At 73.2% G+C, this 22,798-nt stretch carries 24 protein-coding genes and 2 pseudogenes; 20 read left to right on the top strand and 6 right to left on the bottom strand.

Annotation, left to right across the window (positions count from 1 at the left end; all coding sequences use genetic code 11):
- Window positions 1–7 precede the first annotated feature (7 nt).
- Window positions 8–1,543, top strand: coding sequence for a class I adenylate-forming enzyme family protein (locus FB380_RS04325; protein WP_229681970.1), 1,536 nt, complete (start codon window positions 8–10; stop codon window positions 1,541–1,543).
- Window positions 1,540–2,334, top strand: a complete 795-nt coding sequence (locus FB380_RS04320) for a TIGR03084 family metal-binding protein (RefSeq protein ID WP_166754001.1) — start codon at window positions 1,540–1,542, stop codon at window positions 2,332–2,334. Before FB380_RS04325 ends, FB380_RS04320 begins: the two co-directional genes overlap by 4 nt.
- Before the next feature lie 25 nt (window positions 2,335–2,359).
- Here FB380_RS04320 and FB380_RS04315 read toward each other — a convergent pair whose 3' ends face one another.
- Window positions 2,360–3,124, bottom strand: coding sequence for an IclR family transcriptional regulator (locus tag FB380_RS04315; protein ID WP_166754000.1), 765 nt, complete (start codon window positions 3,122–3,124; stop codon window positions 2,360–2,362).
- Window positions 3,125–3,284: 160 nt separating this feature from the next.
- On the opposite strand from FB380_RS04315, the pseudogene FB380_RS25825 reads away from it, so the two are divergent.
- The 11 genes and pseudogenes from FB380_RS25825 to FB380_RS04260 form a co-directional block, all read left to right on the top strand.
- Window positions 3,285–4,208: pseudogene (locus FB380_RS25825) on the top strand (PDR/VanB family oxidoreductase); the annotation flags it as partial.
- 23 nt (window positions 4,209–4,231) lie between these two features.
- A complete protein-coding gene (locus FB380_RS04305; RefSeq protein WP_166753999.1) occupies window positions 4,232–5,443 on the top strand; it encodes a cytochrome P450 in 1,212 nt (403 codons plus the stop codon).
- Window positions 5,444–5,561: 118 nt separating this feature from the next.
- Window positions 5,562–6,671: an aromatic ring-hydroxylating oxygenase subunit alpha gene (locus FB380_RS04300; RefSeq protein ID WP_166753998.1), complete on the top strand. Its 1,110-nt coding sequence runs from the start codon at window positions 5,562–5,564 to the stop codon at window positions 6,669–6,671.
- Entirely contained in the window at window positions 6,668–6,988 is a 321-nt protein-coding gene (locus FB380_RS04295) for a hypothetical protein (protein WP_166753289.1), read from the top strand. The genes FB380_RS04300 and FB380_RS04295 overlap by 4 nt, the downstream gene beginning before the upstream one ends.
- 182 nt (window positions 6,989–7,170) lie before the next feature.
- Window positions 7,171–8,088, top strand: a pseudogene (locus FB380_RS04290) (PDR/VanB family oxidoreductase); the annotation flags it as partial.
- Window positions 8,061–8,855 carry an IclR family transcriptional regulator gene (locus FB380_RS04285; protein ID WP_166753996.1) on the top strand — a complete coding sequence of 265 codons (795 nt, stop codon included), beginning with the start codon at window positions 8,061–8,063 and terminating at the stop codon, window positions 8,853–8,855. The pseudogene FB380_RS04290 and the gene FB380_RS04285, both read left to right, overlap by 28 nt.
- A gap of 367 nt (window positions 8,856–9,222) precedes the next feature.
- Window positions 9,223–10,113, top strand: a complete 891-nt coding sequence (locus FB380_RS24075) for a hypothetical protein (protein ID WP_208382751.1) — start codon at window positions 9,223–9,225, stop codon at window positions 10,111–10,113.
- 12 nt (window positions 10,114–10,125) lie between these two features.
- The gene (locus FB380_RS04275) at window positions 10,126–11,181 is read left to right on the top strand and encodes a hypothetical protein (protein ID WP_166753995.1); all 1,056 of its coding nucleotides are present in this window, start codon (window positions 10,126–10,128) and stop codon (window positions 11,179–11,181) included.
- A 10-nt stretch (window positions 11,182–11,191) separates the two neighbouring features.
- Window positions 11,192–11,401 carry an IclR family transcriptional regulator gene (locus FB380_RS04270; RefSeq protein ID WP_188959550.1) on the top strand — a complete coding sequence of 70 codons (210 nt, stop codon included), beginning with the start codon at window positions 11,192–11,194 and terminating at the stop codon, window positions 11,399–11,401.
- Between the two features lie 123 nt (window positions 11,402–11,524).
- Window positions 11,525–13,219 (top strand): PHP domain-containing protein, encoded by a 1,695-nt coding sequence (locus tag FB380_RS04265; protein WP_166753994.1) that lies wholly within the window; start codon window positions 11,525–11,527, stop codon window positions 13,217–13,219.
- A complete protein-coding gene (locus FB380_RS04260) occupies window positions 13,219–13,812 on the top strand; it encodes a hypothetical protein (protein ID WP_166753993.1) in 594 nt (197 codons plus the stop codon). The genes FB380_RS04265 and FB380_RS04260 overlap by 1 nt, the downstream gene beginning before the upstream one ends.
- A 42-nt stretch (window positions 13,813–13,854) precedes the next feature.
- Here the strand turns inward: FB380_RS04260 and FB380_RS04255 are convergent, their stop codons facing one another.
- Complete coding sequence (locus FB380_RS04255) at window positions 13,855–14,151, bottom strand: hypothetical protein (RefSeq protein WP_166753992.1); 297 nt, start codon at window positions 14,149–14,151, stop codon at window positions 13,855–13,857.
- Window positions 14,152–14,252: 101 nt separating this feature from the next.
- Here FB380_RS04255 and FB380_RS04250 point away from each other — a divergent pair, with 101 nt between their 5' ends.
- Window positions 14,253–14,726 (top strand): NUDIX domain-containing protein, encoded by a 474-nt coding sequence (locus FB380_RS04250; RefSeq protein ID WP_166753991.1) that lies wholly within the window; start codon window positions 14,253–14,255, stop codon window positions 14,724–14,726.
- Window positions 14,723–15,397: a Pr6Pr family membrane protein gene (locus FB380_RS04245; protein WP_166753990.1), complete on the top strand. Its 675-nt coding sequence runs from the start codon at window positions 14,723–14,725 to the stop codon at window positions 15,395–15,397. Before FB380_RS04250 ends, FB380_RS04245 begins: the two co-directional genes overlap by 4 nt.
- A gap of 34 nt (window positions 15,398–15,431) precedes the next feature.
- Here the strand turns inward: FB380_RS04245 and FB380_RS04240 are convergent, their stop codons facing one another.
- Window positions 15,432–16,220, bottom strand: a complete 789-nt coding sequence (locus FB380_RS04240; protein ID WP_166753989.1) for an endonuclease/exonuclease/phosphatase family protein — start codon at window positions 16,218–16,220, stop codon at window positions 15,432–15,434.
- Between the two features lie 86 nt (window positions 16,221–16,306).
- Between FB380_RS04240 and FB380_RS04235 the strand changes: the two genes are divergently transcribed.
- From FB380_RS04235 to FB380_RS04225, 3 genes are all read left to right on the top strand, one after another.
- Window positions 16,307–17,197 (top strand): 1,4-dihydroxy-2-naphthoyl-CoA synthase, encoded by an 891-nt coding sequence (locus tag FB380_RS04235; protein WP_166753988.1) that lies wholly within the window; start codon window positions 16,307–16,309, stop codon window positions 17,195–17,197.
- Between the two features lie 98 nt (window positions 17,198–17,295).
- Entirely contained in the window at window positions 17,296–17,628 is a 333-nt protein-coding gene (locus FB380_RS04230) for a hypothetical protein (RefSeq protein WP_166753987.1), read from the top strand.
- A gap of 93 nt (window positions 17,629–17,721) precedes the next feature.
- Window positions 17,722–18,348, top strand: coding sequence for a TetR-like C-terminal domain-containing protein (locus tag FB380_RS04225; protein ID WP_229681968.1), 627 nt, complete (start codon window positions 17,722–17,724; stop codon window positions 18,346–18,348).
- A gap of 61 nt (window positions 18,349–18,409) precedes the next feature.
- On the opposite strand, the gene FB380_RS04220 is transcribed toward FB380_RS04225, so the two are convergent.
- Window positions 18,410–19,084, bottom strand: coding sequence for a TetR/AcrR family transcriptional regulator (locus FB380_RS04220; RefSeq protein ID WP_166753985.1), 675 nt, complete (start codon window positions 19,082–19,084; stop codon window positions 18,410–18,412).
- A 42-nt stretch (window positions 19,085–19,126) separates the two neighbouring features.
- Window positions 19,127–19,648: a DUF5946 family protein gene (locus tag FB380_RS04215; protein ID WP_166753984.1), complete on the bottom strand. Its 522-nt coding sequence runs from the start codon at window positions 19,646–19,648 to the stop codon at window positions 19,127–19,129.
- 134 nt (window positions 19,649–19,782) lie between these two features.
- Here FB380_RS04215 and FB380_RS04210 point away from each other — a divergent pair, with 134 nt between their 5' ends.
- Together FB380_RS04210 and FB380_RS04205 are read left to right on the top strand one after the other, a co-directional pair.
- Window positions 19,783–20,883, top strand: coding sequence for an NDMA-dependent alcohol dehydrogenase (locus tag FB380_RS04210; RefSeq protein WP_166753983.1), 1,101 nt, complete (start codon window positions 19,783–19,785; stop codon window positions 20,881–20,883).
- A gap of 73 nt (window positions 20,884–20,956) precedes the next feature.
- The gene (locus FB380_RS04205; RefSeq protein WP_166753982.1) at window positions 20,957–21,622 is read left to right on the top strand and encodes an HAD family hydrolase; all 666 of its coding nucleotides are present in this window, start codon (window positions 20,957–20,959) and stop codon (window positions 21,620–21,622) included.
- Between the two features lie 68 nt (window positions 21,623–21,690).
- Here FB380_RS04205 and FB380_RS04200 read toward each other — a convergent pair whose 3' ends face one another.
- Window positions 21,691–22,683, bottom strand: a complete 993-nt coding sequence (locus FB380_RS04200; RefSeq protein ID WP_166753981.1) for a glucosyl-3-phosphoglycerate synthase — start codon at window positions 22,681–22,683, stop codon at window positions 21,691–21,693.
- Between the last annotated feature and the right edge of the window lie 115 nt (window positions 22,684–22,798).

Genomic DNA, 22,798 nt, shown 5'->3' with positions numbered 1-22,798 from the left:
GCTGCGGGTGAGCGAGCTCAGGTCGCCGGCCGGGCACCTGGTGGAGGGCGTGCTCGGCGACGTCCTCCACCGGGCAGCCCGACAGGGGCCTGACGACCTGCTGCTGAGCACGCCGGCCACCGGCGGCACCTGGACGGCAGCGCAGCTGCTGGCCGACGCCCGGGCCGTGGCCGCGGGGCTGCTGGCCGACCGGGCGCCCGGCGCCCGGATCGCCACCTGCCTGGGCAACGGCCCCGCCGCGGTGCTCCTGCAGCTGGGCGTCGCCCTGGCCGGGATGACCCTCGTCCCGGTCAACCCCCGGTCCCGGCCGGCGGAGCTGGAGCACGCCCTCCGGCTCTCCGGTGCGGTCCGCGTCTTCGCCGCCGAGGACGTCGCCGGCAACCCGGTGGCCGATCTCTGTGCCGGGGTCGACGGGGTCGAGGTTGTCCGGGTCGGCGCCGACTGGCGGGCAGCCCTGCCGGAGGCCGCGCCGGGGGAGCTGCCGGTCGTCGACCCCGGGAGCCTGGCCCAGGTGCAGTTCACCTCGGGGACCACCGGCCGGGCCAAGGGCGTGCGGATCACCCACCGCGCGATGGTCCTCACCGGGCACGCCTTCGCCGACCGGCTGGGGCCGACCGCCGGACGGGTCTGGTGCAACCCGATGCCGCTGTTCCACACCGCGGGCAACGTGCTGGGGGTCGTCGGGGCGCTGTGGGCACGGGCCGAGCACGTCGTCCTGCCGTTCGCGCCCGGTCCGGTGCTGGAGGCCCTGGCCGACCGCCGGGTGACCATGCTGTCCGCCGCCCCCACCCTGCTCGACCTGCTGGCCGCTCAGGGTCCGCCGGAGCTGCCCGACCTGCGCGTGCTCTTCACCGGCGGGATGACGGTGACGCCGGCGTTCGTCGACCGGGTGGAGCAGGTGTTCGGCGCGCGGCTGTCGATCACCTTCGGCATGACCGAGACCTGCGGCTCGGTGCTGCTGACCGCACCGACCGACCCCGACCCGGTCCGCCGGGAGACCGTCGGGGCGCCGCTGGCCGGCACCGAGGTGCGGATCGCCGGTCCGGACGGCGCCGTGGTGCCGCCCGGGACGCCGGGGGAGCTCTGGGTGCGCGGCGAGCGGATCACCGACGGGTACCTCGACGACCCGGCGGCGACCGCTGCGGCCATCGACGCCGACGGGTGGCTGCACACCGGCGACCTGGCCGAGATGGACGCCGGTGGCGCCTGCCGGGTCGTCGGCCGGCTGAAGGACATGATCAAGACCGGCGGGGAGAACGTGTCCCCGGTGGAGGTCGAGGAGGTGCTGGCCGAGCACCCCGACGTCGCCCGGGCCGCGGTGGTCGGCGTGCCCGACGAGCGGTGGGGGGAGCTGGTGGTGGCCTTCGTCGTCCCGGCCGGCGGCCGCGACCCGCGGCCGGACGAGCTGACCGAGCACTGCCGGGAACGGCTGTCGCCGTTCAAGGTGCCGCGGTCGTGGCGGGTGGTGGACGAGCTGCCGATGACCGCCTCGGCCAAGGTGCAGCGCGCCGAGCTGCGCCGGATCGCGACGGCGGCGCCGTGAGACCCGGGCTGCTGGCCGACCTCGCGGCCGAGGGCACGGCGCTCGACGAGTTGCTCGGCGCACTGACGCCGGCCGACTGGGCCCGGCCCACCCCCGCGGCCGGGTGGACCGTCGCCGCCCAGGTGGCGCACCTGGCCTGGACGGACGAGATCGCCCTGCTCGCGGCCACCGCCCCGGCCGCCTTCGCCGCCCGGGCGGCAGACCACCCGGCCGACGCCGTGGACCGCGGAGCCGCCGAGGGGGCGGCCGCGCCGCCGGCTGCCCTGCTGGCCCGGTGGCGGGCCGGGCGCGCACGGCTGGCCGACGCGCTGTCCGCGGCGCCCGAGGGCACCCGGCTGCCCTGGTTCGGCCCACCGATGAGCGTCGCCTCGATGGCGACCGCGCGGCTGATGGAGACCTGGGCGCACGGGGTCGACGTCGGCGATGCCCTGGGCCGGCCTCCGCGACCCTCCGCGCGGCTGGACCACGTCGCCCACCTCGGCGTCCGCACCCGGGGGTTCGCGTTCGCCGCCCACGGGCTCCCTGCGCCGACGGCGCCGATCCGGGTGGAGCTCACCCGGGAGGACGGCTCCTCCTGGACCGACGGCCCCGAGGACGCCGAGCAGCGGGTGCGCGGGCCGGTGCTGGACTTCTGCCTGCGGGTGGTGCAACGCCGCCCCCGGGCCGACCTCGCCCTCGTCGCCGTCGGCCCGGACGCCGACCGGTGGCTGGACGTCGCCCAGGCGTTCGCCGGACCGCCGGGCCCGGGCAGCGAGGGCCGTCCCCGCGGCGGCGACGGGAGAGCGCGGTAGACCGGGCGCCCGTCGTCCCCGGTGCTCACGCGACCGGTGCATCCGGCCCGCGGAGGGCCCGGGAGATGCCGCGCGCGGCGGCCAGCAGCAGCGGGACGAGGTCGCGCCCGCGGCCGTCGTTCGGGACGATCACCGAGAGGGCCGCCACCACGTCGCCGCGACCGTCGCGGACCGGGACGGCGACGCCGGTCGCGTCGGGGTGCTGGTGTCCGGCGAGCACCGCCGCCTGGCTCCGCCGGACCTCGGCCAGCGCCGTCCGCAGCGGAGCGGCCGTACCGAACCCGGCCGGGGTGATCGGGCGCAGCGGACGCGACAGCACCCGTTCCTGGACGTCGTACGGCGCGTGCGCCAGCAGCACCAGACCGGACGACGAGGTGGGCAACGGCAGCCGGCCGGCGATCCGGGAGAAGTTGATGACGGCGTCGCGGGCACTGAGCCGTTCGAGGAAGAGCACGTCCTCGCCGTCCAGCACACCGAGTTGGGCGTGGTGGCCGACCACGGCGTGCACGTCCTCCAGGAACGGCATGGCGGCGTCGCGGAGCGACACCGTGGGGGAGGCGCGCGCGCCGAGCTCCCACAGCCGCACGCCGACCCGCACCTCGCGCCCCGGACCGCGCTCCAGCAGCCCGTGGGCGACCAGTTCGGCGACCAGCCGGGACGCGGTGGCCACGTGCAGACCGCTGCGCCGGGCCACCTCGCCGACCGTCAGGCCCGGCTCGTCGGCGGTGAAGGCGTCCAGCACCCGCACGGCGCGGGCCAGCACCGACTCGCCGGTCGGGGTCCGCGCCACGGAGGAAGTGTGACACCGGTCTCTCGTCCATTGAGAAAGACCTCCAGCCGGAGGTCACCGGTGTCGCACGCTGCCGGACGACGACGACGAGGAGGTCGGAGTGCCCCAGGTGGAGCAGTCGAACGAGACCCGCCGCAGCGCGGTGGACCGCACGGTGGTGCAGGTGGCGGAGAAGGTCCGCGTGGCGGACGGCGTCGTGACCCTGACGCTCACCGCGCCGGACGGCGGGCGGCTCCCGGACTGGACGCCGGGTGCGCACGTCGACCTCACCCTGGGCGACGGCCTCAGCCGGCAGTACTCGCTGTGCGGCGACCGGTGGGACGCGCACAGCTACCGGGTCGGTGTGCTGCTGGAGCCGGCGTCCCGCGGCGGGTCCCGGTACGTGCACGAGCAGCTGGAGCCCGGGCACGTGGTGGGGCTCGGCGGCCCGCGGAACCACTTCCCGCTGGTGCCCGCGGAGTCCTACCTCTTCGTGGCCGGCGGCATCGGCATCACCCCGCTGCTGCCGATGATCGTCCAGGCCCAGCTGCTGGGCGCGGACTGGCGACTGCTCTACGGCGGCCGGACCCGCAGCTCCATGGCGTTCCTGGCGGAGCTGTCGGCGTACGGCGACCGGGTCGCGGTGCGGCCGCAGGACGAGTCCGGCCTCCTGGACCTCGCCGGCTTCGTGGGCGACCCGCGGCCGGGGACCGAGGTCTACAGCTGCGGGCCGGCGCCGCTGCTGACCGCGATGGAGGCCGCGTGCGCCGCGTGGCCGGCCCGGGCGTTGCACACCGAACGGTTCGCCGCCGCCGAGCAGGGCCCTCCGGTGCGCACGGCGGCCTTCGACGTCCAGCTGCACCGCACCGGCCGCACCGTGACCGTCACCCCGGACGTGTCGGTGCTGGAGGCGCTCGGCGCCGCCGGTGTGGACGTGCTGTCCTCCTGCCGGCAGGGCACCTGCGGCACCTGCGAGACCACCGTGCTGGCCGGCGTCCCCGACCACCGCGACTCCTTGCTCAGCGACGACGAGCGGGCCGCCGGCGACTGCATGTACCCCTGCGTCTCCCGCTCCTGCAGCGACCGCCTCGTCCTCGACCTCTGACCGTGACCCCCCTGGAGCCGACCATGACCCTCGCCCCCAGCCCGGCGACCGACCTGCCGGTCAGTGACGCCGACCCGTTCGGTCACGAGGTCCTCGAGGACCCGCTGCCCCTCCACCACCAGCTGCGCGAGGCCGGGCCGGTGGTCTACCTGAGCCGTTACGACGTGCACGCGCTGAGCCGGTACGAGCAGGTGCAGGCCGCGCTGGTCGACTGGCAGCAGTTCCAGTCCGCAGCCGGGGTGGGACTGTCCAACTTCCGCACCGAGGAGCCCTGGCGGCCGCCGAGCCTGCTGCTGGAGGCCGACCCGCCGCGGCACGACGCGCCTCGCCGGGTGCTGACGGCGGTGCTCGGCCCGCGGGCGCTGCGGCGGCTGCGCGACCGCTGGGCCGCCGACGCCGAGCAGCTCGTCGACGAGGTCCTCGCCGCAGGCACCGAGTTCGACGCCGTCCCCGCCCTGGCGCAGGCGTTCCCGCTCCGGGTGTTCCCGGACGCCGTCGGCCTCGGGCCGGACGGCCGCGAGAACCTGCTGCCCTACGGCGACCACGCGTTCAACGCCTTCGGGCCGGCCAACGACCTGGTGGCCAAGGGCACACCCCGCGTCGCGGAGCTGTCGGGCTGGGTGGGCGAGCAGTGCGCCCGTGCCGCGCTGAGCGAGGACGGCTTCGGCGCGGCCATCTGGGCGGCGGCCGACCGTGGCGAGATCACCCCGCAGCAGGCGCCGCTGGTGGTCCGCTCCCTGCTCACCGCGGGGGTGGACACGACGGTGCACGCACTGTCGGCGATCCTCCACGCCTTCGCGACCCACCCCGACCAGTGGGCGCGGCTGGTCGCCGACCCGTCGCTGGCCCGGGTGGCCTTCGACGAGGCGATCCGTTGGGAGTCGCCCGTCCAGACGTTCTTCCGGACGACGACCGCCGACGTGCGCATCGGTGGCGTCGTCGTCCCCGAAGGGCGCAAGGTCCTGCTGTTCCTGGCCGCCGCCAACCGCGACCCGCGGCGCTGGACCGATCCGGACACCTTCGACCTGGGGCGTGACCCGTCCGGTCACGTGGGGTTCGGCATGGGGCTGCACCAGTGCGTGGGTCAGCACGTCGCCCGCCTGGAGGCCGAGGCCGTGCTCACCGCACTGTCCCGTCGGGTGCGGACGATCGCCCTCGCCGGCCCGGCCCAACGGCACCACAACAACACCCTGCGCGCCTGGCACAGCATGCCGGTCCGGCTGACCGTGCGGTGAACCCGGTCGGCGCCGAGCCGGCCTGCCGGCCGTGCTTCCGTGTGACGGAAGTGGCGTAGCCGGAGGTCCGTGAGGTCGGTCACTGTCGACCTGTCCAGGCATCTGCGAGAGGGAGACGATGACGTCGATCGTGCGCAACCAGTGGTACGTGGCCGCCTACGGTCGCGAGGTCGGCCGCGAGCTGTTCAGCCGCACGATCTGCGGGGAGTCGATCCTCTTCTGGCGGACCGAGGCCGGTGCGGTCACCGCGATGAGCGACCGCTGCGTGCACCGCCGGTTCCCGCTCTCCCAGGAGCCCAGTCACCTGGTCGGCGACACCGTCGTCTGCGGGTACCACGGCTTCACCTACGGCGCCGACGGCGGCTGCGTGGCCGTCCCCGGCCAGACGCGGGTGCCGCGCACCGCCCGGCTGAAGAGCTACCCCGTGGTGGAGCAGGACAGCTTCGTCTGGGTGTTCATCGGCGACGCCGAGAAGGCCGAGGGCACCGCGATCCCGCGCGCGCCGTGGCTGGCCCAGGAGGGGTGGACGACGGTCAGCGGCATGGAGCCGCTCGCTGCGCGGGCCAGCCTGCTGGTCGACAACCTGATGGACCTGTCGCACGAGACCTACCTGCACGGCGGCTACATCGGGACGCCGGAGGTGGCGGACACCCCGATCACCACCGAGGTCGACGACGCCGCGGGGGTCGTCTACGTCAGCCGGCACATGGCCGACGCCGAGTGCCCGCCGTTCTACGCGAAGAGCACCGGCATCACCGGCCGGATCACCCGCTGGCAGGACATCGAGTTCACCCCGCCCTGCCTGTACAAGCTGCACAGCCGGATCGCCCCGGTCGGGGTGCTGCCCCACGCCGACGGCAGCGACCCGGACGCCTTCCACGTCGAGGTCGTCTACGCGATCACCCCGGAGACGGAGTCCAGCACGCACGACTTCTGGGCCGTCGCCCGGGACTTCGCCCTCGACGACGAGGGGGTCTCCGACTTCCTCCGGGAGAGCAACCGCACCGTCGTGCTGCAGGACGTCGTCGCCCTCGACGTGCTGGAGAAGGTGCTCACCGGTGAGCCGGACGGCTACCAGGAGCTCTCCATCAACATCGACACCGGCGGCCTGGCCGCCCGGCGGATCATCGCCCGGCTGGCGGCCGAGGGCGCCGGCGAGGAGGCCCCGGCCGCGCCGCCGGCCCGCACCCCCGCCGGTGTCCGCAGCCCCGCGGCGGCCACCCGGTGACCGTCCCCGAGCCCCGGGACGGGTCGCGCACCGAGCCCGGGCTGACGCTGCCCGCGCCGCGCCAGGTGCTCGAGGGCGAGCGGGTGCTGCGGGTCAACTGGCTGCCCGGCTCCGACCGGCTGCGCGGCCTGTGCCACTGCGGCGCCGAGGCCGAGGCCTCGGACCCGGTGGAGATGTGGGAGTGGCTGCTGGCCCACCCCGACCACCCCGCGGGCGGCCCGGTCGAGCCCTCGGTGACGGGCCCGCTGCCCACCCCGCCGGCCCATCTGGTGACCGACCCGCTGGTGATCGTCCGCCGGGTGCCACTCCCCGCCTGAGCGCGGACCCCCACCCACCCGCCGCCGGAGGTCCCCGCCCTCCTGGCGGGAGTCCGGGGACGGACCCGGCAGGGAGCCGGGGACGCATGCCGGCTGCGGCAGGACCATGAACGAGGAGAACAGTGCACAGCACCCATGACGAGGTCGACCTGCGGCTGCAGGTGACCCGGCGGACGACGGGTGCCGAGGGCGTCGTCGTCCTGGAACTGCGCGACCCGACCGGGGCCGACCTGCCGGCCTGGTCGCCCGGCGCGCACATCGACCTGCGGCTGCCCGGCGGGCTGACCCGGCAGTACTCGCTGTGCGGCGACCCGCACGACCGGGCGGTCTGGCAGATCGGCGTGCTCCGGGAGCCGGCGGGCCGGGGCGGTTCGGCCCTCGTGCACGACCAGGTGCAGGAGGGCGCGGAGGTCGACGTCCGCGGGCCCCGCAACCACTTCGAGCTGGTGCCCGCCGCGCGGTACGTCTTCATCGCCGGCGGCATCGGCATCACCCCGATCCTGCCGATGGCCGCGGCCGCCGAGGAGGCCGGCGCCACCTGGGAGTTCCACTACGGCGGGCGCACCCGCACGTCGATGGCCTTCCTCCAGGCGCTGGAGGCGCTGGAGGCGAAGACCGGGCACGGCCTGCGGGTCACGCTGCACCCGCAGGACGAGGTGGGGCTGATCGACCTCGACCGCATCCTGGGCACCCCGCAGCCGGACACGGCGGTGTACTGCTGCGGGCCCGAGCCCCTGCTGACGGCGGTGGAGCAGCGCTGCACCGACTGGCCGCCCGGGGCGTTGCACGTGGAACGATTCGCACCCAAGGAGCAGGGCGAGCGGGTGCTCAGCGGCGACTTCGACGTCGAGCTGACGCTGTCGGGGACGACGCTGACCGTCCCGCCGGACAAGTCGATCCTGCAGGTGGTCGAGGAGGCGGGCATCCCGGTCCTCTCCTCCTGTCAGGAGGGGACGTGCGGCACGTGCGAGACCGGGGTGCTGGAGGGGACCGTCGACCACCGCGACTCGTTGCTGACCCCGGAGGAGCAGGCGGCGAACGACACGATGTTCATCTGCGTCTCCCGTGCGGCGTGTCCGAAGCTCGTCCTGGAGCTCTGAGCCCGGCCGGGCCGGCGGCGCGGCGGACGGCGGGCAGCAAGCTGCTGGCCGTCCTCGACGCGTTCACCCGGGACCGGCGCGCGCTGACCCTCTCGGAGATCGCCCGGGCCACCGACGTCCCGCTGTCGACCGCGCACCGGCTGATCGCCGAGCTGTGCAGCTGGGGCGGGCTCGAGCGGGACCCCGACGGCCGGTACCGGGTCGGGCTGCGGCTGTGGGAGCTCGGCGCCCTGGCGCCGCGCGGGCTGGGGCTGCGGGAGGCGGCCCTGCCGTTCATGGAGGACCTCTACGAGGTGACCCACGAGAACGTCCAGCTGGCGGTGCGGGACGGCGTCGAGGTGGTGTTCGTCGAGCGCTTCGCCTCCCGGGACGCGGTCGCGGTCTACACCGAGGTCGGCGGCCGGTTCGCGCTGCCGCCCACCGGGGTCGGGCTGGTCCTGCTCGCGCACGCCCCGGCCGAGGTGCAGGAGCAGGTGCTGGCCGCGCCGCTGCGCCGGTACACCGCGCAGACGATCACCGACCCGGTGCAGCTGCGCCGCGTCCTGGCCGAGGTCCGCCGCGCCGGGGTGGCGGTCAGCGACCGGCAGGTCACGGACGACGCGGTCTCGGTGGCGGCGCCGATCTCCGCCCGCGGCGAGGTGGTCGCGGCGCTGTCGATCGTGGTGCGGGGCAGCTCGCCGGCCGCCGTCCGGCCGATGGCGCCCGGTGTCCGGGCCGCTGCCCGGGCGATCAGCCGGACCCTGTCCGGAGGCTCAGCCGAGGGCTGAGTGTTCACCCACAAACCTCCGCAGCCTACCGAGCGCGCGAGCAGCCTCAGCGAGTCGCTTGCCGGGCGTCTCAATCGTGTGAGAGGTTCAACCCGTGATGGATTGGTTGTTCGACGATAGAACTCAATGTTGGTCAGTCCAGACAACTATGACGGTTCCTGACTATGTGACCTTAATTCGAGAGGCGCACGAGTCCCAAGGGTCGCTCACTGGTCAGCGTGACGTGTTGACTACTACAACGGCGAAACGCATCCGCACGCGGATGGTTGCTGACTTGAACTTGGGGGCCGTGCTGCCCCCGGTGGTCATCGGAGCCGTCGTTCCAGCCGACCTATTCGGAAAGCTCCCTATGGAGGACGCCTCGGCGGTGGCCGAGTTCCTGCCAGAAGGAACCATCAAGACGCTTTCGATTATCGACGGTATGCAGCGAACTGCCGCAATGCTAGAGGCCCTCGAGATAAGCGACGCACTGAAATCTCGATCAATCCGCGTTGAATTCTGGATCGCCAGCAACGTGAGAAGCATGATTTATCGAATGTTGGTGCTGAACACCGGCCAAGTGCCCTGGACGATCAGTCGTCAGCTTTCAGTGATCTATGCGCCATTAATCGAAGAGATCGTAGGCCGCGTCTCAGGTGTCGAGAGGGTGTTCACGCCCGACAGTCCAGGGCGGCGCGTGGACGCCGGACAGTACTCGAGTAGTCACTTGGTCGAGTTGTACATCGCCTTCTCGCTACGGAAAACGTCTGTCGATACAAGAGAAGCCGTCTCCGACGAGTTCTCGCGGCTAGACTTCGTGGAAAATCTCTCAGAGCCCGAGTTCCAAGAGCAATTCTATTCCGCTATGGGGATTCTTGCGGCTCTAGACAGAGCCTTCACGCGATTCGACGCCGGTTCCGGTCAACGGTACAGTCGGGGTAAAGATGTTTTTGGGGCGCAGCCCGCACGAATTGGGTTGATTGTTGCGATCGGTGCATATGTCCTCGGCCGGCCGGGGGCCGACACTTCTGCCGATGACCGTGGTCGCCGACTTGCGCGTGTTCAGAGTTGGTCGGACACCCTTCTGGCCCGATTGAACGAACTCGACGACGAGCAGCTGGGCGAATTCTTGAAGCTAGATGTTCTAGCAGAGACGCTGGACCGACGCGTCGGACAGGTTGGTCGCTATGAGCGGTCCGTCTTTTATGAGGCGTTCAAAGCTCTAATTGAGGATCAATTCGAGGTACCGAGTATGGAGCCCTGCTGGCGGGCTAACTAAATGTCGCGGGAGATGATCGCAGCCAACGCTGCACTGTTTGGCCACCTACTTGATTACTGTCGAGATCGAGGGGATGAATGGCCAAATGGTGATGCTCGACGATTCGTCGCCAGCGACGACGCTGACAAGCGGTACTTGAAGGAACTGCGAATACTTGAGGTTGTTCGTTTTGGGCTGCGCCGCGCTATTGCTCGAATTGCAGTCGAAGAGGCGCACTACTTCGTGACGGTAGGGTTTGAGTTCGACTCTTCCGTCGACGGTCTGGTTTCCGTCGAGGCCAACGGCGGTGCCGTCGTGGCGATACTCTCGGAGCTTCGCCCACTCCCCGTTGCGCCAGCCTCGATGGTGCGGAACATCGTTGAAGTCGGCAAGATGGGCGACGTTGGATATATAGGGCATGACATCGGAAGCGTTCACTCGCTTTTTCCCGAGGTGCGCCTATATGAATGCTCCAACATGCCGGCCGAAAGTACTTGGCGTGTCTTTTTGCTCTTGGGTGTTGATGAATGCTCCCTGGGGGAGTCGTGGGTAGACGCGGGTTTGCGGGAAGGGTTGGTCAACCTAGCCAGCATTCAGAATGCCGACTTGCCGTATGGTGCCCTTTGTCGATCGATCTTCGACTGGGACCCGACCGCCATGTATATGGCCTTATATAGGTGCATTGAGGCGACTTACGCATACGAGGCGTGCCGCAGGCTTGCAGTAGCACTGCAAGTAGATGAGTCGTGGCAGTCGATTGCCGCGGTTCTGCAGAAAGAGATTGGATGGTACCCGCGCGAAGCTCAAAGTCTTGTCCTCGTGTTGCAGTATGCGGACGATGGTGACCTTCGCGAGATATGTGACCAGTTGAACGTCGGGCCAGCTGATGACGTTAAGGTCGCGGCGGCTCGTGCTATCTACGAATTGAGAAATCGATTAGTCCACTTTCGGGTCGGGCAGGAGGCGGTGCGCCGTGAGGCCATGGACTGGAACCGGCTCTGTGAATCAATGAGTCGAGTGGTCGCGGATGTCTTCAGTACCGCGTTCCGCCGCATGGATGTCGAGCTCGGACAGCCGTTGGTCAGCTAGTGCCGAGGGCGTGCACGGCCATTCCCCCCGCGGCCGGCAGGTCACCGACGACGCGGTCTCGGTGGCGGCGCCGATCTCCGCCCGCGGCGAGGTGGTCGCGGCGCTGTCGATCGTGGTGCGGGGCAGCTCGCCGGCCGCCGTCCGGCCGATGGCGCCCGGTGTCCGGGCCGCTGCCCGGGCGATCAGCCGGACCCTGTCCGAAGGCCCCGAACAGGCCTGAGGTATGGCGCGCTCCCGGACGTGCGCTGTTCTCCCGATCATCTCCTGAGGGTCACCCGCTGGTCCGCCCTGGCGACGGAGAGTTCCCGCGACAGATGCACAGCGGACCATGCGGGAGCCTTCGATGAGCCACGACCACCACCACGACCACCCTCACCACCACCACCACGACGGCCACTCGCACGGTGCGGACTCCGGCGTGGAGGGCACCTGGGCCGACCCGCAGGCCGACGACCCGTTGTCGGTGTCGCGCCGGGCCTTCCTGGCCACCACCGCCGTCGTCGCCGGTGCCGCCGCCGGGCTGGGCGGCGCCGCCTCCGGCCTCGGTCAGGGTGTCGCCGCCGCCGCGGGCGCGGGGACGACCACCAACCCGTGGACCGGTCGCACCCGGTACTACGCCGGCGACCACCACATCCACACCCAGTACTCGCCCGACGCGCAGTACGACGTGGCCACCCAGGTCATCAAGGGCCGGCAGTACGGCCTGGACTGGATGGTCATCACCGACCACGGTGGCGTCGCCCACCAGAAGCTCTCGATCGACAAGATCACCCCGGAGATTGAGGCGGTCCGGCGGCAGTACGCCGGCACGATGATCTACCAGGGCCTGGAGTGGAACATCCCCAACGCCGAGCACGCCACGGTCATGCTGCCCCCGGGGAGCGCGACCGTCGACATCCTCAAGGCCTTCGAGGCCGGCTACGACGGCAGCGTGCTCGCCGCCAACGGCGTGACCGGCAACGTGGAGGCCTACGCGATCGAGGCGCTGAAGTACCTGGACAACCAGGTGCGCAACCGGCGGACCGAGATCGCGCTGATGTTCGCCAACCACCCCGCCCGGCAGGGCATCGACAGCCCGCACGAGATCCGCAACTGGCGCGACGCCGCCCCGTCGGTCGCCGTCGGCATGGAGGGCGCGCCCGGCCACCAGGCCGCCGGCATCCCGGTCTCGCAGGGCGGCCCCGGCAGCGGCCGCGGCTACTACGACAACGCCGGCGCCCGGGCGGACCGGTTCGTGCCGTACCCGCCGGAGTCCTACCGGACCTTCGGTGGCTTCGACTGGATGACCGCGACCCTCGGCGGGCTGTGGGACTCCCTGCTCGCCGAGGGCAAGCCGTGGTGGGTCACCGCCACCTCGGACTCCCACCGGGTCTTCCGGGACACCCGCGTGCAGGGGCCGCTGGACTTCACCACCAACGGCACCAAGGGCGACGCCGTCGACACCGGCCGGCCGATCACCCAGTACGGCGACTTCTGGCCCGGCCAGTACAGCAGCACCCTGGTCGGGTCGGACTCCCGCTCCTACGTCGGGATCATGCAGGGCCTGCAGGCCGGCAAGGTCGTCGCCGTGCACGGCCGCATCATCGAGGCCCTGGACGTGCGGGTCCGCTCGGTCAAGGACGGCGACCCGCGGGGTGCCACGCTCGGTGGCCGCACCTGGGTGCGCCGTGGCGGGGCCGTCACGGTGACCATCACCGTCAAGGTGGCCGGTGGCGCGAACGCCAACGGCGACGTGCCCAAGCTGGCCAAGGTCGACCTGATCAGCGGCCCGATCACCGGTGAGGCCAGCGACCGGGACCGGTTCACCGCCCCGGAGACCACCGTGGCGAAGACCTTCGAGGTGGGCCGCGGCCGGGCGCAGTGGACCTTCGAGCACACGTTCACCAACGTCGACCGGTCGTTCTACGTGCGCCTGCGCGGCAGCGACGGCAACCAGCTCGACAGCAACGGCAACCCGCTGATGGACGTCGTCGGGGACGCGAACCCGTGGGAGGACCTCTGGTTCTACGCCAACCCGGTGTTCGTCGACGCGATCTGATGACGGGCGCGCTGACCGCACCCTGGTGGGGCGCGGCGCCGGGGGCCGAGCTCCCCGACGCCCACCTGCTGGCGGCGGTCGACGAGGCGCTCGCCGGGTCGGGGGCCGAGGCGGAGCTGGTCTGCACCCACGTGGACGGCTCCGCCCCGGCGCCCCGGGTCGGCGTCTCGATCCGGCTGACCGGGGAGCCGGCCGACCCGGCGGCCACCCGGTCGGCGCTGGCCCGGGCGCTCGCCGGCCCGGTGGTGGCCGGCGGCACCGGCGACGCGGACGTCGCCGGGCCGGCCCGGACGGCGCTGCGCGAGGTCACTGCCGGAGAGGCCGGCCGGGCGATCCGCTTCCCGGGGTCGGCGTCGGTCACCGGGCGGGTCTCCGCGACCGACCTGGTCGCGGCCACCGCGATCGAGCAGGTCACCGGGATCGGCGTGGAGCCGGCCGGCACCGACGTCGTGGACACCGGGCCGAACGGGTTCCTGCGGCCCAGGTTCACCGGCGGGCGGCTCACCCTGCTGGTCGAGCGGGCCGCCGGGGGAGTGCTCCAGCCGTTCGAGATCGAGGACCCGCACCAGTGCTGCGAGGGCGGCGGGCACTGAACACCCGGGCGACAGGGATGGCCATCCCTGTCGCCCGGGGACTCAGACGGCGGAGACGGCGAAGCCGATCTCCTTGTCCGAGACGCACGCCGGGAAGGTCTCGAACACCCGGGCCCGCTCGGGGGAGTCGTGGTAGGCGTCCTCCACCCGGCGGAACTCGTCCTGGTCCCCGTCGTGCGCGACGGCCCAGGTGAACGTCCGGTGCTCCTCGTCGGCGAGGGCGAACAGCACCCGGAACCCGTACTGCTCGCGCACCGGCAGCAGCGTGGGGAACCAGGCCAGGAAGTCGGCCATCCGGCCCGGTTCCAGCACGTATCGGCGCAGCTGCACGGTCTCCATGCCGTCATCCTGCCCGCCGCGCCCGGGCCGCGCGGACGAGGGAGGCCGTGACCGACCGGTGTCCCGCGCGGCGGTCGACCGACCCACGGCAGACTGTCGGCGTGCGCTCTCCGACCGACGGCTGGACGACCTGCGCCCTGGGCCACCGGCACTGGGGGCTCGCCGGGGCGGCCGGCCTGCTGCTGCACCGGCCCGGCGATGGCGGCGGGGTCGAGGTGCTGCTCCAGCTGCGGGTCGGGTGGTCGCACCACGGCGGCACCTGGGGCACGCCGGGGGGCGCGCTGCATCCCCAGGAGTCCGCGGTCGACGGCGCCCTGCGCGAGGCGGGGGAGGAGCTCGGGCTGCGCCGGGCGGACGTCGTCCTGGGCGCGGAGTCGGTCGACGACCACGGCGGCTGGAGCTACACCACCGTGCTGGCCACGCCCGCCGGTGCGCTCGAGCCCGGCGACCTGGCGCTGAACGACGAGAGCGAGGGCGTCGGCTGGTTCGCCCTCGACGCGCTGCCGGTGCTGCACCCCGGGCTCGCCGCCACCCTGCCCGCGCTCGCGCGCGTGGTCTCCGGCACCGCCCCGTGACCGGGCGGCTGACCGCGGCGCGGGTCCACTGGACCGTGCTGGCGCTCCTCGTCGGGGCGTGCCTCGTGACGTCCCTGACCCGCACCCTGGTCGAGACGGCCGGCGGCCGCACCACCGCGGTGACGGAGCTGATCCGGTGGCTCAGCCTGTTCACGGTCGGCAGCAACGTGCTGGTGCTGATCGCCGCGACGTCCCTGGCGCTGGAGCCGCTGCGCTCCGGCCGGCTGTGGCGGGTGCTCCTGCTCGACGCGCTGCTGGCCATCACCGTCACCGGCCTGGTGTTCTCGGTGCTGCTCGCGCCCACCGTCGACCCCAGCGGGGTGACGGTGTGGACCAACCTCGTGCTGCACTACCTGTCCCCGCTGGCCATGGTGGTCGGCTGGCTGGTCTTCGGTCCCCGGCCGCGGATCACCGGCGGCACGGTCGCCTGGGCGATGCTCTACCCGGTGGCCTGGATCGGCTGGACGATGGTGCACGGGGCGGAGAGCCGCTGGTACCCCTACTTCTTCCTGAACGCCCGCGACCTCGGTCTGGCGGTCGCGCTGCGGAACACCGCCGGCGTCGTCCTCCTGGCGCTGGCGTTCCTGCTCGTCTACTGGGCGGCCGACCGGTGGCTGCCGGCCACCCCGGGCCGCCGACGCGAGCGCGACGAGGTCCCCGCGGCCGGCTGACCGGGGACGTCGGCGTCCCGGTCGCGCGCGGAGCTCAGCCCGGGGACACCGACACGGTGACCAGCCGGTGGTCGCCGAGCGGGAGCTGCCGCACCTCGGGGTGCTGCGGGTCCAGGCCGGCCGGGCCGAGCACGTGGTCGAACTGCACCCGCGGGGCCGGGGCCGGGTAGCTCGGTTCGCTGACCAGCCGCGCAGCGCCGAACACCCGGGCCGGCACCGGCCCGACGAGGTTGAGGTCGCCGGCCAGCACGACCGGGCCGGGCAGCCCGGCGCACCACCGGCGCAGCCGGGTCAGCTGGCGCAGCGCGGTGTGCGGCGCGAACGACAGGTGGGTGCAGACCACGGTGCACTGCTCCAGCTCGGCGGCGATCGCCAGCCGCGGCTCGTCGGGGAACCACCACCGGCGCACCTGCCCGGTCCGCGGGTCGGGGGCCTGCAGCGGGAGCCGCGCCCGCCCGGCGCCCAGCCCCAGCACCGACCAGCGCCGCACCGGCAGCCGGCTGACCAGCGCGATCCCGTAGTGCGGGCCGGTCAGTGCCTCCCAGGACCCGCGGAGCACCGGCGGGTCGACCGGCGTCCAGCTGCGGAACGGGTCGGGGGTGCCGGCGACGGCCGCGGCGAAGCGCCACTCGGGCGCACCGAGCGCCCGGGCCACCTCGGCCGGCTGGTCGACACCGTGCGACCGTGGCTGGGCCACGTCGACCTCCTGGACGGCGAGGACGTCGACGTCCACGTCTGCCAGCCCGGCCCGCAGGGCCGCGGCGTCCAGGGGGCGACCCCCGGCGTCGCGACCGGAGGCGAGGTTGAAGGTCCCGATCCGCACCGGGAGAACCCTGCCCCCTCTCCACCGAGATGGCCATTCCGGTGGAGGGAGGGCGAGGGGAGGGGCGGGCGGCTAGGTTCGGGGCCGTGAGTGCCCGCGCCGACGTCTCGGAGATCTTCGACCCCACTGCCTGGCGGCCGGTGGAGGGCTTCGAGCAGCTGACCGACGTCACCTACCACCGCGCCGTCGACGCCGGGGTGGTGCGGATCGCCTTCGACCGGCCCGAGGTCCGCAACGCCTTCCGGCCGCAGACGGTCGACCAGCTGCTCGCCGTGTTCGAGCACGCCCGGCTGGCCACCGACGTCGGCTGCGTGCTGCTCACCGGCAACGGCCCGAGCGCCAAGGACGGCGGCTGGGCGTTCTGCTCCGGCGGTGACCAGCGGGTGCGCGGCAGGTACGGCTACGAGGCGGGCGACGGGGCGAACGGGCGGCTGCACATCCTGGAGGTGCAGCGGCTGATCCGGTTCATGCCGAAGGTCGTCGTCTGCGTCGTCCCCGGGTGGGCGGCCGGCGGCGGGCACAGCCTGCACGTGGTCGCCGACCTGACCCTGGCCAGCGCCGAGCACGCCAGGTTCAAGCAGACCGACGCCGACGTCGGCAGCTTCGACGGCGGCTTCGGCTCGGCGTACCTGGCCCGCCAGGTGGGCCAGAAGTTCGCCCGAGAGGTGTTCTTCCTCGGCGAGGAGTACTCCGCGGAGGAGGCGCACCGGATGGGCATGGTCAACCGGGTCGTGCCGCACGCCGAGCTGGAGGCCACCGCGCTGGACTGGGGCCGCCGGATCGTGGCCAAGAGCCCGACCGCCCAGCGGATGCTCAAGTACTCGTTCAACCTGATCGACGACGGACTGGTCGGTCAGCAGCTGTTCGCCGGGGAGACCACCCGGCTGGCCTACATGGCGGAGGAGGCGGTGGAGGGGCGGGACTCCTTCCTGGAGAAGCGCCCGGCCGACTTCTCCCGCTTCCCCTGGCATGTGTGAGGACCCCGTCGCCCCCCACCACTCGCTCCGCTCGCGGCGGGTCCCTGCGACGGGGCCTTCCAGCCCAGCCCATAAGCCCACGTCCCGGAGGTAGAGAGATGATCGTCGAGGTGATCGGTGGTGCCGACGAGGTGCCCGAGGTGCGGGTGTCCGACGTCGACGACCTGGCCACGCTGCACCTGGCGGTGGGTGCGCTGACCGACGAGGACGTGGACCGAGCGCTGCGCGACGCCGGCCTGGGCCGGCTGACCGACGGGGACACCGGGCTGCTGGACGTGGCGGCCCTGCGCGCCGCCGCCGAGCCGCAGGCGACCGCCGACGGCTGGGCGCAGCACTTCGACCGGATGGTGCAGCAGGCCGGCGAGAAGGGCTGGACCGCGGACGACGGGGCCAGCCTGCAGGTGCACGTGGAGCCCGCCGCGTCAGCCTGAGGACGCTCCGACGACACGCCCGGCGACATGTGATCTGAATGTGGAGTCGCTCGGTTGTTGTGGTCACTCCACCTTCTTGGGCACGATTGCACGGTGACGACGACCGAACTGTCTCCGCGACCCGCCGGCGCCCGCCCACCGGGGCGTCCGCTCTCCTCGGAGCTGTCCGAGCAACTGGTGGCCGTGGCGGTGGAGATCCTCGCCGACGAGGGCTGGGGGAGGCTCAACAGCGACCGCGTGGCTGCCCGCGCCCGGGCCGGCAAGGCCGGCATCTACCGGCGTTGGCCCACCATGGCCGCGTTGGCGCGGCACGCCCTGAGCACCGCGCCGCTGGTCGAGCTGCCCCCTGACTCCGGGTCACTGCACTACGACCTCTGCGAGCTGCTGGCCCGCTGGACCCGTCCGCTGGACCGGGCCGAGCGCGCTGCCGCGAGCCTGATGGGGGCCGCACGGCACGACGAGGAGCTGCGCGCTGGCCTGGAGGAGGCGCTGGTGCGCCCGCTGGCCGACGTGGTCCGCGAACTGGCGGCGCGGGAGGCCGCCCGCGGGCGGGAGCTGCCGCCGCAGCGGGTCGCGCTGCTGAGCTCGGCGGTGCAGGCGCTGTGGTGGCAGCGCTACACGGTCTTCGGTCCCGCGCCGATGAGCACCGCGCAGGTCGAGCAGCTGGTCACCGGCGTGCTGCTGCCGATCGCCGGGCCGGAGCAGCTGCCCCCCGACTGACGGAGGACCCCGTCCCCCGCGAGCTCGGGACGGGGCCGGACGGCGGCAGCGGAGTCCTCGCTCAGTCGATCCGGACGTCCAGCTGGCGGGCGAGCCGGCGCACCCCGTCCTCCAGCATGGAGAGGGTGGCGGCGGTGCTCGCGTGCTCGGGTCCGCGCGCCGCGGCGCCGTGCTCGGTGCCGAGCACCCGCCGGCGGTTCGCGAGCACCAGCACGCGCCCGGCCACCAGGAACAGGTCGCCCGCCAGCCGGCTGAGCAGCTCGACCGACGCACCGTCCGGCTGCTCCGATGACGAGAGCGCCGTCGCCAGGGCGGCGGCCACCCGGCTGCCGGCCTCCTCGACCAGGGTCCGCTCCCGTTCCTGCAGGCTGGTGGACCGCGCCAGGACCTCCACGTAGCTGCGGTTCTCCGGCTGCGTCTCCTGCTCCAGCAACTGGTGGAGGTCGTCCTCCAGGTAGTTCCGCAGCGCGGCGAGCGGTCCGGTGCCGTCCGGCCGCGTGGTGACGGCGGAGGCGACCCCCTCCACCCACGGGGTCCGGCCGTCGAAGAAGAGCGCTTCCTTGCTGTCGAAGTGGTTGAAGACGGTCTGCACCGCGACGTCGGCGGCAGTGGCGATGTCGGCGATCGTCACCACGTCGAAGCCGCGCTCGGCGAACAGGCGCTGAGCCGCCGCGCGTATCTCCGCCCGGGTCTGCGCCTTGCGGCGTTCCCGGCGCCCCCCTGCCGCCGCGTCCACGGTCGCCAATGTAGAGCCCAGCCCACCCTGGCGGGCACCGAGTCAGCTGGTCAGGGCCGTGTCCGCGGCGGCGCGCAGCCGGGCGTGTGCCGGTGCCCAGTCCGCCCAGACCGCGTCGGCCCAGGCGCGGACCAGGGTCGGCAGGTCCACGACGTCCAGGTCGGCGGCCAGGTCGGCGACGGTGGTCGTCCACCGGGACGGTGGGGTCAGGTCGCGGGGGGCGGCGTCGTCGACCCGGCTGCCGAGTGCGGCCGCACGTGCGGGGTCGACGTCCCGCTCCCGGGCCAGGGCAAGCCGGACCGGTGCGGCGGCCGGTGCACCGGGCACCAGGTGCTGGGCGTCGTAGGCGTCGGTGGACACCTGCAGCAACGCAGCGGCCCGCACGTCCTGCCCCGCTTCCTCGCGCAGGCCGCGCACCGTCACGGCGAACAGCCCGGCGCAGCTGGCCGAGGCGCCGGCGTGCGTACCGGCCAGGCCGGGGACGACGGCGAGCACCGAACCGCAGCCGGGGCAGACCGAGGTCTGCGTCGCCGGCTCGGGGGTCGGGGTGTCGATGCCGGTCACGACGGTCGATCGTGCCGCACCGGCCCGGGCACCGCCGACCGGGCGCGATGGCACTGGGTGCCACCCCCGCGGCGGGAGAGGGCGCCGGACCCCCTAGCGTGGGCCAGGTCACGCTCGAGACAGGGAGACGGTGGATGAAGACGCACGGTGCGGTGCTGCGGGGTCCCGGTGACTGGGAGGTCGTGGAGCTGGAGCTGGTCGACCCCGGCCCGGGGCAGGTGCTGGTCGAGATGGCGTACGCCGGGCTGTGCCACTCCGACGAGCACCTGCGGTTCGAGAGCCAGCGGTACCCGATCGTCGGCGGGCACGAGGGTGCCGGCGTCGTCCAGGCCGTCGGGGCCGGGGTCACCGGCGTGCAGCCCGGCGACCACGTGGTCACCTCCTTCCTGCCGGCGTGCGGCCACTGCCGCTGGTGCGCGACCGGCCGGTCCAACCTCTGCGACCTCGGCGCGACGATCGGCACCGGGCAGCTGCCCGACGGCACCTGGCCGTTCCGGCTGGACGGCGAGGAGCTCGGCGGCTTCTGCATGGTCGGGGCCTTCGCCCGGCACTCGGTGCTGTCGGAGTTCTCCTGCGTCAAGATCGAGCCGCACCTGCCGCTGGACGTCGCCGCGCTGATGGCGTGCAGTGTCCCGACCGGCTGGGGGTCCGCGGTGAACGCCGGGCCGGTGCGCCAGGGCGACGTCGTGGTCGTCGTCGGCACCGGGGGAGTGGGCTGCAACGCGGTGCAGGGCGCGGCGATGGCCGGGGCGGGCGCCGTCGTCGCCGTCGACCCGGTGGCCTTCCGCCGCGAGTTCGCCCGGACCCTCGGCGCCACCCACGCGGTCGCCGACACCGGGGAGGCGGCGGGCCTGGCCCGGCAGCTGTCCCGCGGCACCGGGGCCGACGTCGTCATCCTGGCCACCGGCACGACCAGCCCGGAGATCACCGGCGGCGCCTACCGCTGCCTGGGCAAGGGCGGCACGCTGGTGCTCACCGGCCTGGCCGACCACACGATGGCGACGACCGTCGCGCTGCCCGGCAACATCACCACGGTCTACGAGCAGCGGGTGCAGGGCGCGCTGTACGGGATGTGCAACGCCTACCGCGACATCCCGCGGCTGCTGCGGCTCTACGAGGACGGCGCGCTGCAGGTCGAGTCGCTGATCACCAAGCGGTACTCGCTCGACGAGGTCAACCAGGGCTACCAGGACCAGCGCGACGGCACGGTCATCCGCGGCGTCCTCCAGCACTGATCCCCGGGGGGCCGAGGTCGCGACTTCGGCCCCTCGGGGATGGGCGGGCGGGTGGCTGGGCAGGGGACCGGGCATGGCCGAACCCACGATCGCCGTCATGGACGTCGACGGCACCCTCGTCGACTCGAACTACCAGCACGCCCTGGCCTGGTACCGGGCGCTCCGCTCGCTGGGGGAGACCTTCCCCGTCTGGCGCATCCACCGCCTGATCGGCATGGGAGGTGACCAGCTCGTCGCTGCCCTCGGTGGGGACGACGTCGAGCGGCGGATCGGTGACCAGGCCCGGGACAGGTGGGTCGCCGAGGTCGACCCGATGATCGACGAGATCGCCCCGCTGCCCGGCGCCCGCGACCTGCTGGTGGCCATCAAGGAGCGCGGGCACCGGCTGGTGCTGGCCAGCTCGGGCAAGCCGAAGCACGTGGAGGTCTTCCTCGACCTGCTCGACGCCCGGGACCTCGCCGACGCCGTCACCTCCAGCGGCGACGTCGAGTCGTCCAAGCCGGAGCCGGACCTGCTGCAGGTGGCGCGGCAGATGCTCGGCGCCGCCGACGACACCAGCAGCGTGATGGTCGGTGACTCGGTGTGGGACGTGGTCGCGGCGAAGAACGCCGGGATGCCGGCGATCGTCGTCCGCTCCGGTGGCTTCGGGGACGACGAGCTGACCGAGGCCGGGGCCGTCGGGATCTACGACACCCCCGCCGACCTCGCGGCCGCCCTGGACGACACCCCCCTCGCCTGAGGGGTGTGCGGTGAGGGCCCGTTCCCGGCGGGGAACGGGCCCTCACCGCACGGTGCCGGGGACGCTCCTCAGCCGACGACGCCGGCGCGCAGCGAGGTGTACTCGTCGACCGCGCACATCGGCGGCCGCTCGTCGACGGCGACGGTGTGGCTGGTCGGCACGAACCCGCGCCCGTCGTGGGCGAACTGGGTGAGCAGCCCGCCGGGCTCCAGACGGCGCCGGTCCGCCCGGCCCCGCTCGGCGCGGGACAGCACGGTGGAGACGATCTGACCGGCCATCGTGCCCAGCGCCTCGTCGGTCTGGTGGGAGTGCGTGCGGGTGCCCAGGTCGACCTGGGCCAGCCCGTTGAGGCCGCAGACCCCCAGCAGGTCGACCAGCAGGCCCACCTCCACGCCGTAGCCGGAGACGAACGGCACCTGCTCCAGGGCGGAGCGCCGGCCGGCGTACTCCCCGCCCAGCGGCTGCACGAAGCCGGCCAGCTCCGGCCACAGCGCGTTCAGCAGCGGCCGGGCGGTGAGCTCGGTGACCCGGCCACCGCCGGCCGGGCGGTGCTCACCGTCGACGGTGAGCGGGCGGGTGTAGCAGCCCTTGACGTACTCGACGCGCGAGTCGGTGAGCAGGGGGGTGAGCAGCCCCGGCACGTAGTGGCTGACGTCGCCCAGCAGGTCGGAGTCGATGAAGACGACGAGGTCCCCGGTGGTGGCCGCCAGCGACTTCCACAGCGCCTCGCCCTTGCCCGGGCGGTCGCCCTGCCGCGGCAGCACGTCGCCGACCGCGACGACCTCGGCGCCGGCCGCCCGGGCCACCTCGGCGGTCGCGTCGGTGGAGTGGGAGTCGATGACCACGAGCTCGTCGACCAGCGGCACCCCCTCGACCCAGCGGTCGACCAGGTCGCGGACCAGGACCCCGACGGTGGTCTCCTCGTTCCGCGCGGGCATGACGACGCTGACCCGGTGGCCGCCGCGGCGTTTGGCCAGCAGCAGTGCCTCGGCGTCGATCTCGGCCAGGGAGGTGGCCGACGTGGTGCGGTGCTCGAACCAGGCCCGGGCATCAGGTCGCATCAGCCCACTGTCGAGCACTCCACCCACCTCCAGCACGTCGGCGGGGCGGCGTTCACATGAACTTCACGTTCCCCCTCGAACCCAGGGTGACGGCTCGATCAGCACCCGGCAACTC

The organism is Modestobacter marinus (assembly GCF_011758655.1).
GTDB lineage: Bacteria > Actinomycetota > Actinomycetes > Mycobacteriales > Geodermatophilaceae > Modestobacter > Modestobacter marinus.
Note: the sequence above shows the minus strand (reverse complement) of the source record. Positions and strands in the feature narration are given on the sequence as shown.

Coding starts and splice junctions, on each gene's coding strand:
- FB380_RS04205 (WP_166753982.1), top strand. CDS start 20,957: ATGGCCGAACCCACGATCGCCGTCATGGACGTCGACGGCACCCTCGTC.
- FB380_RS04230 (WP_166753987.1), top strand. CDS start 17,296: ATGATCGTCGAGGTGATCGGTGGTGCCGACGAGGTGCCCGAGGTGCGG.
- FB380_RS04255 (WP_166753992.1), bottom strand. CDS start 14,151: ATGGAGACCGTGCAGCTGCGCCGATACGTGCTGGAACCGGGCCGGATG.
- FB380_RS04300 (WP_166753998.1), top strand. CDS start 5,562: ATGACGTCGATCGTGCGCAACCAGTGGTACGTGGCCGCCTACGGTCGC.
- FB380_RS04260 (WP_166753993.1), top strand. CDS start 13,219: ATGACGGGCGCGCTGACCGCACCCTGGTGGGGCGCGGCGCCGGGGGCC.
- FB380_RS04275 (WP_166753995.1), top strand. CDS start 10,126: ATGATCGCAGCCAACGCTGCACTGTTTGGCCACCTACTTGATTACTGT.
- FB380_RS04210 (WP_166753983.1), top strand. CDS start 19,783: ATGAAGACGCACGGTGCGGTGCTGCGGGGTCCCGGTGACTGGGAGGTC.
- FB380_RS04305 (WP_166753999.1), top strand. CDS start 4,232: ATGACCCTCGCCCCCAGCCCGGCGACCGACCTGCCGGTCAGTGACGCC.
- FB380_RS04265 (WP_166753994.1), top strand. CDS start 11,525: ATGAGCCACGACCACCACCACGACCACCCTCACCACCACCACCACGAC.
- FB380_RS04200 (WP_166753981.1), bottom strand. CDS start 22,683: ATGCGACCTGATGCCCGGGCCTGGTTCGAGCACCGCACCACGTCGGCC.